Source organism: Phycicoccus ginsengisoli (assembly GCF_054779295.1).
Genome location: NZ_BAAGYN010000005.1, coordinates 280,919 through 294,040, shown reverse-complemented (window position 1 = coordinate 294,040; position 13,122 = coordinate 280,919). Strand labels below are relative to the sequence as shown.

Sequence of the window (13,122 nt, the reverse complement as noted above, 5' to 3'; positions counted from 1 at the left end):
TCACCTGACCTTCTCCTGAACACCGTTGCCCGGGCCTTCGATGGGGCGGCGTACTGCCCGCAGCTCGACCACGAGGTGTCCGCCGGGCCCGGGCTCGGCCGATACGGTCCCCCCTGCGGCCCGGGCGAGGCGGCGCGACAGTGGTAGTCCGAGGCCGGAGCCGTCGGCTTGAGTCGTCACCCCCGCCTCGAAGACACTCTGGACATCGGCCTCTGGGATCCCTGGCCCGTCGTCGTCCACACGGACGCGTACGACTGAGCCGGTCACCGCGCGACTGATGGTGACGCTGTGGGGGGCGTGCCGTACCGCGTTGTCGATCAGCGGGGAGAGGATGGCCGTCAGCAGCTCCGCCGGAAGGTCGGCATGCACCCTGCGCCGGGCACCCTGACCCTGCGCGGGTGCGATACGCACAACGACGTCGCCCGGGCGATGCGCCGCTGCTACCAGGGACGCGAGAACTTGGTCGACGTCGCAGACGTCATCGATTGCACTGCGATGGCGCGCGGTGCGCAGCAGAGTCTCGATGGAGGCGTCCATGCGGTCGGTGGCGCGCAGGATGGCCTCCAGGGACGCGCTCGTCGGCTGTTCGGCGATGGGATGCGCCAGTTGCGCCTCGGCTCGGATGACGCTCAGCGGCGTGCGAAGCTCGTGGGCGACCCCGTCGGTGAGGCGCCGTTCGGAGTCCAAGGCGCTGGAGATGCGGTCCAGCATCCGGTTGAGGGTGCGCCCGAGATCAGCGAGCTCGTCCCGGCCGCCGGCGGGAAAACGGTGCCCGTCGTGGTGGTCGCGCCACTGGTCCGCCTGAACAGCCATGGCCCGTACCCGGTGCAGCGCCCGACCGGTAGCAGCCCATGCGGCTCCCGCTGTCGCAGCGGTTGCAGCGGCGGCGAGGATGAGGCCAAGCCAGGTCAGGCGCTTTGTGCCGGAGGTGTATGGGCGCAGGTCGAGCGCGCCGACGACCGTGGCTGCGGACGTCCCGTCGGGGCGCTTGACTGTCCGAGACGTGACGAGGTACCTGCCCGCGACCTCGCGTGGTGGTTTCGCACCAGCGCTGCCCAGGGAGGTCACGACGGTGGCCAGTGCCCGTGGTGGAGTGGCGCCGTCGAGCAGGGAGCCGTCAGCCGCGAACACCCAGACGCCCTCATCCAGCGTGTCGGCGGGTGTTTCCAACACCCGGACCGCGCGGACGCCCACCACGACGGTGCTTGCTGCGGCTGAGACTCGGGACGTCAGTACGGTCTGGGCTTGGATGTCCTCGGCATGCGACTGGGCCAACACAAGCCCGCTGACCAGGAGACCCATGGCAAGAGCTGCTGCGGCCGCCGTTCCCAGGGTGACGCGAGCCCTCAGCGAAGTCGCGTTCAGCGCCACGCGTATCCGACCCCACGGACGGTGGTGATGGCTGCGTCCAAGGCGGATGTCTTGCCGAGTTTGAGACGGAGTCTGCGAATGAACGCGTCGAGGGTGTTGTCGGTGACGATTGCCCCCATCGGCCAAGCGGAGGCGATCAGGTCGCGGCGTCGAACCGCCTGCCCCGGGTTGGCCATGAGCTTGGCTAGGAGGCGGAACTCAGTCGGAGACAGGGACACTTCGACGTCGCCGACCCGAAGGAGATGGGCCGCCGGGTCGAGGACAGCAGCACCGACGACCTGGTCAGCGGTGATCCTGCGAGACAGAGCGCTCACCCGCGCCATGAGCTCGGCGAGCTCGAAGGGTTTGGTGAGGTAGTCATCGGCGCCTGCCTCGAAGCCGGCGACCTTGTCGTGCAACCCCGAGCGAGCGGTGAGGAAGAGCAAGCTTGCGGTGACCCCGTGGGTACGCAGCGCGACGGCAACGTCGCGTCCGTCGGAATCGGGCAGGCCGATGTCCAGCACGAGGACGTCGAGCGATCGCCCGGGGAATACCTCTACCGCCTCACGACCGGTCCGGGCCACTGCGACCTCGTGACCGGCTCCCTTGAGGGCGCGCACGATGACCGAACGCAGGTCCGGGTCGTCCTCGCACACACCGACTGCTGCCACGATCAGCACGGTAGCTGCTGGGACTGCGTCGGTGTCCTCGCCGCCGGCCCGAGATTGCGCTTGGGCACCCCCGCCCCAAGCCGCTCGGTGACTTCTGGGCCTAACCATCGCCTCGAGGCGCGATGTCTTGGAGCACCGGTTTCAGGTCTCGATCCCGAAGATCCAGCCCTTGAGGCGGTGCACAGCAGCGCCCTCTACTTTGCCGGCGTGAACCTCGTGAACTTCGACCTCAGGGAACTGCTCCGCCTACGAGACGAGTACTGGCCGGAGCGAGAGGCACGCATGACCGATGTGGTCGAGGGCAGACTTGCGAATCCAGCTGCGACGCCGACCGACCCACATCTCCTGGATGCGTTGGCCACAGAGGTGCACAATCGCGATATCGAATGGCACGACTTCCTGACCATGAGAGCTCCGGACGACTGCGGTTGACGCTAGCCGTCGGTGGTCACCGGTCAGCACGTGTTCATCAGAGGCGCGGCCCGGGACGAGCAACCGACGGTCGATCGCCCTAGACTCCGATCGAAGTCCGCGGCAGCACTCAAGACATCTGACCGCCGGCGGATCACCCGAGAGGTGACCGATGTACGTAGCCTCAGCTGGCAGTCCTGCCATCTATCCGCTGAGCCAACTCGGGACCTCAGAGCCTTGCTCTTGGTGGCCCGCGGGGGCCGATCCGGCCTCCGCGACCCCAAGACCGTCTGCACTTCACCAGCCACCAGCTGATGGATGGGTCGTCGCGCTCATTGCGGACGCCAGCTCATGAGAACGCCATCGCCGCCGAAACACATCGGCCAGCCCAGCCTCACTCCGCCAGACGGGGCCCGACGCCGCGCAGACTGGCTGGAGGCGGCTCTCGTGGCGGTGATGGCGCTGGGCGCGACGGCGGCATACGCCTGGGATCTCGATGCGCAGGGGTGGGCCAACCCGTACTATACCGCGGTGGTGCAGGCAGGTCAGCAGAGCTGGACCTCCTTCCTGTTCGGCAGCCTCGAGGTCGGCAACGCGGTGGCGTCAGACAAACCCCCGCTGGCGTTCTGGGTCATGGCTCTGTCCGCGCGAGCGTTCGGACTGTCGAGCTGGAGCGTCCTGCTGCCGCAGGTAGCGGAAACGATCGCCACGATCGTGATACTGAACCGGATCGGCCGTGAGCTCGCCGGCCGGGCGGCGGGCGTGGTAGCTGCCCTGGTCTACGCCACCACTCCGGTGGTGTTGGTGATGGCCCGCTACAACCATCCGGACACGCTGATGACTTTGCTGGTGGTGGTGGCTGCATGGTGTTGCCTGCGCGCCACGCGCAGCACCGCCTGGGGTTGGGCCACAGCATCTGGAGCGCTTCTGGGGTTGGGGTTCCTCACCAAGTGGGGGGTTGCCCTGATACCCGGCCCGGCGTTCGCCGCGGCGTTGTGGGTCTCGACCCGCGGCTCGCGACGGCAACACCTGCTGCGGGTGGCCAACTTCGCGGGCTCGGGCTTCGTGAGCATCGCCAGTTGGGTGGTTCCCATTCTCCTGCTGCCCGGCGCACGTCGCCCGTATGCCGATGGCAGCCAAGGCAACATACTGTCACTGATGCTCGGTCGGGACGGGTTCAGCCGCCTGGGTGGCACCGGAGGGGCTGGAACGGAGGAGGTGGCCGGGACGCCAGGGCCGTGGCGACTCGTAACCCCACCCTTCGCCACCCAGGTGGGCTGGCAGGTTGCCCTTGCCGTGGGCATGCTTGCGCTCGTCGCTCTCCTCGCCGCCAAAGGCCGACGCAGTCACGTCGCCCCGCCTTCAGGGTCCGATGTCAAGCGCGCCGGATGGCTCCTCGTCGTGGGGTGGCTAGCCACCGGCATCGTCGTCCTCAGCGTCATGAGCGGACCGATGCATCCCTACTACTCGGTCATGCTCGTACCCGCTGTTGCACTGTCCATCGGGCTGGCGCTCGCGCACCTTCACCGATGCAACCGCCTGCAGCTCGCACTGCTCCCGGCCGCAGCGACCCTGGCCTACCAGGTGCTCGTCTTCCGCCGGTCTGGGGTGTCGGATCAGGCAGCTTTGGACGATTGCCTGGCGGTAGCTGCAGCCAGCATGGGCGCGGTGGCAGTTGCTGACCGGCGCTGGGCTCGAGGGGCCCTCCCCTGCCTGCTGCTGGGTCCCCTGTTGGTGCTCCCGCTCGCCTTCGGGCTCACCACGGACTCACACTCGGTCTCCGGGTACGACCCAGTCGCCGGCCCACTCCGGAACCCGACCAGGCCCGGCTATCCCGCCGCCTTGGTGCGCTACCTCCGGGTACATCGAACGAGCGCCCTGTGGGCGGCTGCGACCCCACGAGCGACGGCGGCCAGCATTCTGCAGCTTCAGTCCTCCTCGCCCGTGCTTCCTCTCGGCGGGTTTACTGGCCATGCCGCCGGACCCACCCTCGACCAGGTCCGCGTGTGGACCGAGTCCGACCGGCTGCGATACCTGGTGCTCCCACGGGAGTACACCACCCACGTGTTCGACACCCCGCCCGCCTTGGCGAACTACCCGGTCGCTTCCATCCTCCAATGGGCTCAGCAGACGGGCTGTACGCAAGGGAGCGTCTTCGGCTCCTACGTCGTGGTTGATCTCGACGCCGACAGCGCTCCTCGAGGGGCTGGCTGTCTCTAGCCATAGAAGGGGATGCTGTGCCGCACCACCCGCGCTGGCGGGCGGGCAGGAACCAGTCTGCCGGACCTGTGTCACGCCCGGCGCCCTGGCCGTGGCGTGGGGGCTGCGGTGGCGCCTTCGGCGTGTCCGGCGTTGAGGCGGCTGAGAGCAACCGCAGCCACGGCCAGACCCACCAGCAGCGCGGCCTGGGCCGCCACCGGCCCGACCCCGGTCCGCAGCTGCTCGTCATAGACCACGACGCCGAGGACGACGCTGAGCAGCGGGTCCACCGTGGCGATGACCGGCAGGCTCGTGTGCAGCGGTCCGGCGCGGAAGGCCAGCTGGGCCAGCAACAGCCCCGACACGCCGCACACGACGAGGACGGGCAGCTGCCAGCTGCTGAGCATGGCAACCGGTCCTGAGTTGCCCCACACCTCGGTGGTCGCCTTGAGCAGGACAGCCGTGCACGCGTACAGCGTCCCCACGGCAACCCCGAGCAGCGGTGCGCGGCGCGGGACCGGTGCACGCCGAGCGGACAGGACGCAGGCGACAGCGAGCAGCAGGGCAAGGGCCGCGCAGACCGCGGCGGGTCCGCGGTCCGCCGCCTGCTGCCGCACCTGCGGGGACGACGCGCCGGACACGACGAGGAAGCCGACGAGGCTGGCCACCAGCAGCGCGCCCCAGCCCCACTCCCGGCGGCTCATGGGCGTGCGCTGGCTGACGTGGGTGACCACCAGGGACGTGAGCAGCGCGGTCACCAGGAGGGGCTGCACCACCGACACGGCGCCGATGTGCAGTGCGAAGGCCTGCAGGGTGAACCCTGCGGCGTCGGCGACCAGCGCGGCCAGCCACCAGGGGTGGCTGAGGGTCGCGGCCAGGAACCGGCCGGTGCGCACGCGTCCATGGGCGGCAGACGGGGTCGACAGCGTCGTCGCACTGTGGTGTTTCAACGCGGTCGACACCGCCGCGAAGACCGTCGAGCCGAGGCTGGTGGCAACGACAAGCGGGTAGTTCACGAGGCCTCGAGCCGCCCGGGCGACGTCACGCGACCTCGACCGACGGGGACGCGGCCCCCGCAGCCGCGCCGGCCGCCTCGTACGCCTGCTCGGTCATCGTCAGCACACCCTGCCAGCCCACCCGCGTCTCGGCGGTGAGGTTGTGGTCGTGCAGCCGGCGCTGCAGCGCCTCGTCACGGGCGATCCGCGCGAGGCTCGCGGCCAGCTGGTCGTCGTCCTCGCACAGCAGGCCCTCGACCTCGTGCCGCACGAACTCGCGCACACCGCCGGACGACATGGCCACCACCGGCAGACCCGCGCACCGTGCCTCGAGCGCGGCGATCCCGAACGACTCCCGGGTGGCCGGGGCGACGAACACGTCGGCGGAACCCAGGAGGTCCCTCACCTCGTCCCGGGCCAGCCGCCCGCGGAAGGTGACGGCGCCGGACATGCCGCGCAGCCGGGCATACGCCCCGAGCACGGTGCGCCACGGACCGTCACCGGCCACGACCAGGTGGATCCGCTGCGCGGTCCCGAGGTGGTGCTGCGCACGGCGCACCGCGCGCAGGAGGGCGAACGGGCGCTTGCGCGCGCTGAGGCGCATGACCGCCGCGACGACGAGGGGGCGCTGGCCGGCGGGGGTCGGCCGGTGCGTGTCGGCACCGTCGCCGGCGGCGAAGCGGTGGGCCGGTCGGCGTCGCAGAGAGCGCCAGTCGTCCTGGTCCACTCCGTTGGGTATGACGCGAACCCCATGGCCCGGGCCCAGGATGCGTCGCAGCGGCTGCGCCGCCGCTTCGCTGACGGCCGTCCACAGGATCGGCAGGCGGCTCCAGCCACCGACGGCGTCGAGCGTGGTCATGAGGGCGTGCACCCCCAGCCACAGCGAGTGGACCGTCACGACGGTCGGTATGCCGCGCCGGGACGCCGCGCGAGCCGTGAAGAAGCCGAGCGGTGAGAGCACACCGACGTGCACGTGGACGACGTCGACGTCGACCTCGAGAACTGACCGGACACCGTTGACCGTGGCGGCAGGGTGCAGCGCGTGCTGCCACCGGCGCCCGGACCGCAGGCGCGTGACCCACGGCTCGTCCGGCCCAGGGGAGCTCGTCAGGACGCTCACCTCGTGGCCGGCAGCCCGCTGCCGGCCCACGAGGTCGGACACGTGCATCTCGATCCCACCGAGCCGGGGCAGGTAGAAGTCCGTAACGTGCAGGATCCTCACCGGGCCGCCTCGGACGACAGCGGTTCCGCCCGGTCAGGGAGAAAGAGCGTGAAAGTGGTGGGGGAGGTATTGGTCACCGTGAGCCGTCCACCCAACGCCTCGGCCATGGTCCGGGCCAGTGGGAGCCCGAGCCCTACCTCAACCTCCGGTCGTACGGCGAAGGGGTCCTTTGCGGCCAAGGTTCCTTCGTCAACGACGTCCACGGCGGGGACGCCAGCCGTCTCTCGGATCACGACCTGCACCTCGCCGCGACCATGGCGCATCGCGTTGTCGAGCAGGACCTCGAGGACCTGTCCGACGATCCGGCCGGCCACCAGTGGCTGACCAGGCTCCTCGGCTCGGTCGGGCACGTGCAGGCTGAGCCGTCGCCCGACTGCCGCCAAGGGTCCGTGCCAGCGCCGTGCCACACCGCGGACCACGTGCTCCAAGGGCAGAACGGGCAAGGTCGCGCCCGCCAAACCCGGAGTTCGGCGTGCGACGAGCAGCACGTCGTCGATGGTGGACTGGAGGCTGCCGAGCTCTTGGAGCACCGCTTGGAGCCGGGCATCGGGATTCGGGGCGCTCATGGCCGCCTCCAGCTCGAGGCGCATTCGCGCGAGCGGGGTCCGGAGCTGGTGCGATGCCTGCGCCGAGAAGCGCCGTTCGCCTTCCAGTGCCTGGGTCAGCTCACGAACCATGGCATTGTGCGCCTGCCCGACCAGGTCCACCTCCGGCACGGAGCTGGGAGTCGCTCGCGCGGTCAAGTCACCCTCGGACACTCGAGAAGCCACGGACGCGAGCTGTTCCAAGGGTTCGACCAGGGCCCGGGACTGTCGGCGCGCCACCCCCAGCGCCGCCACCCATGCTACGAGCGCCGCTGCAGCCTCAAGGCCCCATGCGGCGCCGACCTGCCTCCACAGCTCACCAGCCGGCTCGCCTGCCCGAACAACCGCGATGACCCGTTCGTTGTTGACCACGGGCACAGCCGCTGACCACTCCCCACGGTCCCAGCCGGTCGCCGTAACCCCCGTGGCCGCACGGCGAACCATGACCCCACCCTGAGCCGGTCCGGCACCGCTCCGCCGGACCCCGGATGGCTCGTATACGCCCACCCGCGTGGGCGGCTCGGCAGGCGGCAGCTCCACCGGGTCGCCGGCGGCCGCACCCCCGACGCGAGTCGTGGCGGATCGAGCCAGAATCTCGAGTTCGGCCAACTCTCGCTCCTGCAGCAACGAGTGGGTCACGAAAGCCAGCGGCAGCGCGAAGAGGACCAGCGCCACCACCACCGCCACCACCGCCACCCGGCGCACCCCTGCCCGCACCACCCCATCATGGCTGTCGCGGGTGCCTGGCGAAGACGCCCCTCCCGGTCCGCGAGCAAGTTTTGCCGTCGCTTAACCATCCTCGATGCGGGGGCTTGCACAGCCGCTCCTAACGTCAGAGCGAAGCCAACAAGAACGCGGAACCACCGCCAGCGACCAAGGAGCTCTCATGGATCACCCCGGCGCCCGCATCGTGCAGCCCACACGGCGCGTGCTGACCCTTGCCGCGGCTGGCGCCGGAGTGGCAGCGCTTGCCGCCTGCGGAGCATCAAACGGGACCGCTGCTCCGACCAACCCGTCCACAAGCACCGCAGCAGGGTCTTCATCAGCCCCAAGTGGCCCGCGCGTCACCGCCAACGCCGGCACAATTGCGCCCAGCCACGCTACCGAGTCCAATCCGCCCGGCGATATCCCTGACAACCAGGCCTACGTGTCGTACACACCGCCCGGGGTAGCGCTCACCGTCAAGGTCCCGGAAGGATGGGCTCGCTCGAGCCAAGGCGGCGTCACGTCGTTCAGTGACAAGCTCAACACCATTCAGATCCAGATCACCAAAGCCACCGCAGCTCCCTCCGAGGCCACAGTCCGCGACCAGGACCTGCCGCACCTGCGTACCACTGTGCCCAACTACGCGAAGGGAAAGGTCGCCGCGGTCGCAAGGCACGCGGGAACCGGAGTGCTGGCCACCTATCAAGGGGACTCGGCACCTAACCCCGTCACCGGCAAGGTCGTCCGGGACGCGTTCGAGCGGTACACCTTCTTCCACAAGGGAACCCGGGTGGACCTGACACTGTCCGGGCCGACCAACGCCGACAACGTCGACCCTTGGCGCATCGTGACTGATTCGCTGCGGTGGCAAGGGTGACGGCCGCTTCGCCCCCCACGCTATTGGCCGCGACTGAACATCGCGACGTGTCCGGGTCACCGGCACTCTCAGCCGACCACCTCTACCGGTTCTACCGCGCCGGGGAGGAGGAAACCCTTGCGCTCCAAGGAGTGTCCCTGTCCGTCCGGTCTAGGGAGATGCTGGCGATCGTCGGCCCCTCCGGGTCCGGCAAGTCCACCCTGCTGGCCTGTCTGGCCGGCCTGGACGAACCCGCTGGAGGCAGCGTGACTGTGGCCGGTCACCGACTCAGCCACCAACCGGAGCGCAACCGCGCACAGCTGCGTGCTCGGCACATCGGAATCCTCTTGCAGTCGCGCAACCTGCTGCCGCACCTCAATCTCCTCGCGAACATCAAACTTGCCCAGGCGGCCACACGCCTCCCAGATCGGCGGCCGCCCGCCGCGGCAGAGCTTCTCGAGGAGGTAGGCCTCGGTGACCGTGCCCGAGCCCTCCCCCGCCAGCTGTCGGGCGGGGAGTTGGCCCGCGCCGGTCTGGCCGTGGCGGTCGCCAATGACCCAGAGGTGATCCTCGCCGACGAACCCACCGGCGAGCTCGACGGCGACACCGAGCAGCAGGTGCTCACGCTCTTGCGCCAGCGGGTCAGCGACGGCGCCGCGCTGCTGGTTGTCACCCACAGCCCCGATGTCACCCGGGCTGCCGACCGCGTACTCACCCTCTTCGACGGGAAGGTCCAGCCATGACGCCCACCGAGGAACCACTCGTCACGTCCCAAGCGGCTGCCGTGACCTTCGGCACGGGACACACCGCGGTGGTCGCGGTGCACGGTGCCACCTGCGCGGTCCAGCGCCATGACCGCATCGCCATCTCGGGCCCGTCAGGTTCGGGTAAGTCCACCTTGCTACACTTGCTGGCTGGCCTCGAGAAGCCCACCAGTGGCCTCATCACCTGGCCATCACTGTCCCGCCACGGCTACCCGACGGGGGTGCCCACGGGGAGCATCGGGCTGGTGTTCCAGTCCCCCAGCCTCATCCCGACCCTCACCGTGGCCGAGAACGTGGCACTGCCCCTGCAGCTTGCGGGCCTCGAACCCGACGAAGCTGTCCGGCGCACCGGCGCCTGCCTGGATCAAGTTGACGCGGCGTCTCTCTACGACAAGCTCCCCGAGGAACTCTCCGGCGGGCAGGCCCAGCGCGTCGCCGTAGCCAGGGTTTTAGCCATCCGACCACCCCTGATCCTCGCAGACGAACCCACCGGACAGCTCGACCATGCCTCCGGACAACGGGTGATCGACGCGCTTCTGACGGCCGCGGATGAGATCGGCGCCGCCGTGGTGATCACCACCCACGACGTCACCATCAGCACCCGACTCCCAACCCACTGGAACATGCATGAAGGCCGCTTGGCTGTGCCCGAACCGGCAGGAGCGGACCGATGACAGGTACCGCCACCTGGCTTTGGCTCACCGGCCTTGTCCGCCACCGCGGTGCACGCCTGGTCGGCACCGCCGCAGGCATCGCTCTGGCTGTCGGACTGACGGCCGCGCTGGGCGGATTCATCGCCGGTTCTCAAGCCACCATGACCAGGCGGGCAACCCACAGCGTCGTCGTGGACTGGCAGGTCGAGGTGCAGCGGGGGGCCGACCCCACCGCAGTCTTGAGGACTCTGCGAACCACCCGGGGCACCGGCGCCGTGCAAGCCGTTCACCTGAGCGCCACGACCGGCTTGCAAGCCACGACCTCAGGTACCACCCAGACAACCGGACCTGGTGTCATCTTGGGCCTTGCCCCGGACTACCGAACGGCCTTTCCCGGGCAGGTCAGGCAGCTCGCCGGCGCCCCCGGCGGAGTGCAGCTCGCCCAACAAACCGCCGCCAACCTGCACGCGGCGCCCGGAGATCGGATCACGATCGGCCGAGCGGATGCAGCGGCCGTCACCGTGACCGTTGCAGGCGTCGTCGACCTGCCCCAGGCCGACACCCTGTTCCAACGCGTCGGCGCACCACCACAGTCGCAACCGACCGCGCCCCCGGACAACGTCGTCCTGCTGCCTGACGCCACTTTCGCCAGCCTCTTCCACGGTGCCGCCGTCACCACCCAGTTCCACGTCGCCCGCACCGCGGCTCTGCCGAATGCGCCAGCGGACGCCTACCAGGCCGTGGTGGCCGCTGCTCACAATCTGGAGTCCAAGGCTGCGGGCGGGGCATTGGTCGGAGACAACCTGGGAGCTGCCCTCGACGCAGCTCGCGGCGACGCCGCGTACGCACAGATGCTCTTCCTGTTCCTCGGGTTACCTGGTGCCGTGTTGGCCGCCCTTCTCACCGCCGCAGTTGTCGGCGCCGGTACCCGTCGGCGCCGAGCTGAGCAGGCTCTCCTGCGCACCCGTGGCCTGACGAACAAGAGCGTGGTCTGGCTCGCCACCACCGAGACCGTCCTCGTCGCATTCGTGGGCTGCGCCGTCGGCCTTGCGCTGGCCACCGTCACACTGCCGGTAGTCACCGCCGGGCAGCCTGGGAAGGCAGGGCTGAACCTTGCCTGGTCCTTCGCCGCAACGGCACTCGGTGTCACAGTCGCGGTCTCGACCACGCTCGTACCCGCACTCCGAGACTTGCGCGCCCACACCATTGCCCACGCCAACGCCGTGGTCGGACGCGGCCACAGGCTTCCCTGGTGGCTCCGCACCGGGATCGACGTCGCCCTGCTTGCCGCCGCCCTCATCGTGTATCGGGCGTCTGCGGCGAACAACTACACCCTGGTCCTGGCCCCTGAGGGCGTTCCGAGCATCTCGGTATCCTATTGGGCGTTCCTGGGGCCCGCCCTGTTGTGGCTCGGGTCTGCCGCCCTGCTCGCCCGTATCGTCCTTACCCTGCTGACCCACGCCCGCGCACCCCTCACAGCCGCGCTGCGACCCCTCGCCGGAAGCCTCGCCCCCGCCGGTGCAGCCAGCTTGACCCGGCAACGGCCCAGCCTCGCCCGGGCCATCGTCCTGCTCGCCCTGGCACTGTCGTTCGCTGCCTCGACCGCCACCTTCAACGCCACCTACGCGCAGCAGGCCGAGGCGGACGCCCAGCTCACCAACGGAGCCGACGTCACCGTCACCGAGCCGCCTGGCATCGCCAAGCCCGCCATCACTTCCGCCCAGCTCACCCACGTCCCTGGCGTACGCCGCGCGGAGCCCATCCAGCACCGGTTCGCTTACGTCGGGGCAGACCTGCAGGACCTGTATGGCGTCAACCCCGCCACCATCTCCTCGGTCACCGCGCTCCAGGACGGGTACTTCACAGGCGGGACCGCCAAGCAACTCATGGCCCGGCTCCAGAACGACCCCAGTTCCGTGCTGGTCAGCGCCGAGACGGTCAAGGACTTCCAGCTCACGCTCGGCGACAGCCTCAAACTGCGGCTACCCGCGGCCGGCAGCAACGGCGCCTCGCACACCGTGACATTCCACTTTGCCGGGATCGTCAACGAGTTCCCAACCGCGCCCAAGGACAGCTTCTTTGTGGCCAACGCAGACTATGTCGCGAAGGCCAGCGGCGATGCGTCCGTCGGCGCGTTCCTCATCGACACCGGTGGCACCAACCAATCCCAGATCGCCGACCGCATCCGCCACCTGGTCGGCACCAGCGCCACCGTCACCGACCTGACCCAGACCCGCGGCACAGTCGGCTCCAGCCTCACCTCGGTCAACCTGCACGGCCTGACCCGCATCGAGCTCGGGTACGCGGTCCTGCTCGCGATCGCCGCCGGAGGACTGGTCCTTGCACTCGGACTCGCCGAACGGCGACGGACCTTGGCCATCATGACCGTCCTGGGAGCCAAGCGACACCAGCTACGGGGACTAGTCGTTGGTGAGAGCATGCTCATCACTCTCGGTGGGGTCGTCGGTGGAGCAGCGATCGGGGCCGGTCTGTCACACATGCTCGTCAAGGTCCTCACCGGAGTGTTTGACCCACCGCCGTCCTACGTGGCAGTGCCCTGGACCTACCTGGGCTTGACCACGCTGGGCGTGGTAGCTGCCCTGGCGGCGGCCGCTGTGATCGGTGCCCGCGCGAGCACGCGCCCGGCGGTCGAGGAGCTGCGCGAACTGTGAGAAGCGCAGCGGCGGCAGCCCACCACGCAGCACTAGCATC

Annotated in this window: 11 protein-coding genes; 6 read left to right on the top strand and 5 right to left on the bottom strand. The window is 69.5% G+C overall.

The window, feature by feature from the left end; genetic code table 11:
* Together ACYVDO_RS10680 and ACYVDO_RS10675 are read right to left on the bottom strand one after the other, a co-directional pair.
* Positions 1-1,371, bottom strand: coding sequence for a sensor histidine kinase (locus ACYVDO_RS10680; protein WP_460935576.1), 1,371 nt, complete (start codon positions 1,369-1,371; stop codon positions 1-3).
* Positions 1,362-2,030, bottom strand: coding sequence for a response regulator transcription factor (locus tag ACYVDO_RS10675; protein ID WP_460935574.1), 669 nt, complete (start codon positions 2,028-2,030; stop codon positions 1,362-1,364). The genes ACYVDO_RS10680 and ACYVDO_RS10675 overlap by 10 nt, the downstream gene beginning before the upstream one ends.
* Positions 2,031-2,228: 198 nt before the next feature.
* Here ACYVDO_RS10675 and ACYVDO_RS10670 point away from each other — a divergent pair, with 198 nt between their 5' ends.
* On the top strand, positions 2,229-2,453 hold the full coding sequence (locus ACYVDO_RS10670) for a hypothetical protein (protein WP_460935572.1): 225 nt from the start codon (positions 2,229-2,231) through the stop codon (positions 2,451-2,453).
* Between the two features lie 435 nt (positions 2,454-2,888).
* A complete protein-coding gene (locus tag ACYVDO_RS10665; RefSeq protein ID WP_460935774.1) occupies positions 2,889-4,652 on the top strand; it encodes an ArnT family glycosyltransferase in 1,764 nt (587 codons plus the stop codon).
* Positions 4,653-4,723: 71 nt separating this feature from the next.
* Here the strand turns inward: ACYVDO_RS10665 and ACYVDO_RS10660 are convergent, their stop codons facing one another.
* Genes ACYVDO_RS10660 through ACYVDO_RS10650 form a run of 3 tightly spaced genes read right to left on the bottom strand, consistent with a single transcriptional unit; the run spans position 4,724 to position 8,128 of the window.
* Entirely contained in the window at positions 4,724-5,647 is a 924-nt protein-coding gene (locus ACYVDO_RS10660) for a DMT family transporter (RefSeq protein WP_460935570.1), read from the bottom strand.
* A gap of 25 nt (positions 5,648-5,672) precedes the next feature.
* Positions 5,673-6,848, bottom strand: a complete 1,176-nt coding sequence (locus ACYVDO_RS10655) for a glycosyltransferase family 4 protein (RefSeq protein WP_460935568.1) — start codon at positions 6,846-6,848, stop codon at positions 5,673-5,675.
* Positions 6,845-8,128, bottom strand: coding sequence for a sensor histidine kinase (locus ACYVDO_RS10650; protein WP_460935566.1), 1,284 nt, complete (start codon positions 8,126-8,128; stop codon positions 6,845-6,847). Before ACYVDO_RS10650 ends, ACYVDO_RS10655 begins: the two co-directional genes overlap by 4 nt.
* Positions 8,129-8,318: 190 nt before the next feature.
* On the opposite strand from ACYVDO_RS10650, the gene ACYVDO_RS10645 reads away from it, so the two are divergent.
* Genes ACYVDO_RS10645 through ACYVDO_RS10630 form a run of 4 tightly spaced genes read left to right on the top strand, consistent with a single transcriptional unit; the run spans position 8,319 to position 13,082 of the window.
* Positions 8,319-9,014 carry a hypothetical protein gene (locus tag ACYVDO_RS10645; RefSeq protein WP_460935564.1) on the top strand — a complete coding sequence of 232 codons (696 nt, stop codon included), beginning with the start codon at positions 8,319-8,321 and terminating at the stop codon, positions 9,012-9,014.
* The gene (locus ACYVDO_RS10640) at positions 9,002-9,736 is read left to right on the top strand and encodes an ABC transporter ATP-binding protein (protein WP_460935561.1); all 735 of its coding nucleotides are present in this window, start codon (positions 9,002-9,004) and stop codon (positions 9,734-9,736) included. Before ACYVDO_RS10645 ends, ACYVDO_RS10640 begins: the two co-directional genes overlap by 13 nt.
* Positions 9,733-10,431, top strand: coding sequence for an ABC transporter ATP-binding protein (locus tag ACYVDO_RS10635; protein WP_460935558.1), 699 nt, complete (start codon positions 9,733-9,735; stop codon positions 10,429-10,431). The genes ACYVDO_RS10640 and ACYVDO_RS10635 overlap by 4 nt, the downstream gene beginning before the upstream one ends.
* A complete protein-coding gene (locus tag ACYVDO_RS10630; protein ID WP_460935557.1) occupies positions 10,428-13,082 on the top strand; it encodes an FtsX-like permease family protein in 2,655 nt (884 codons plus the stop codon). Before ACYVDO_RS10635 ends, ACYVDO_RS10630 begins: the two co-directional genes overlap by 4 nt.
* The last annotated feature ends 40 nt before the right edge of the window (positions 13,083-13,122 follow it).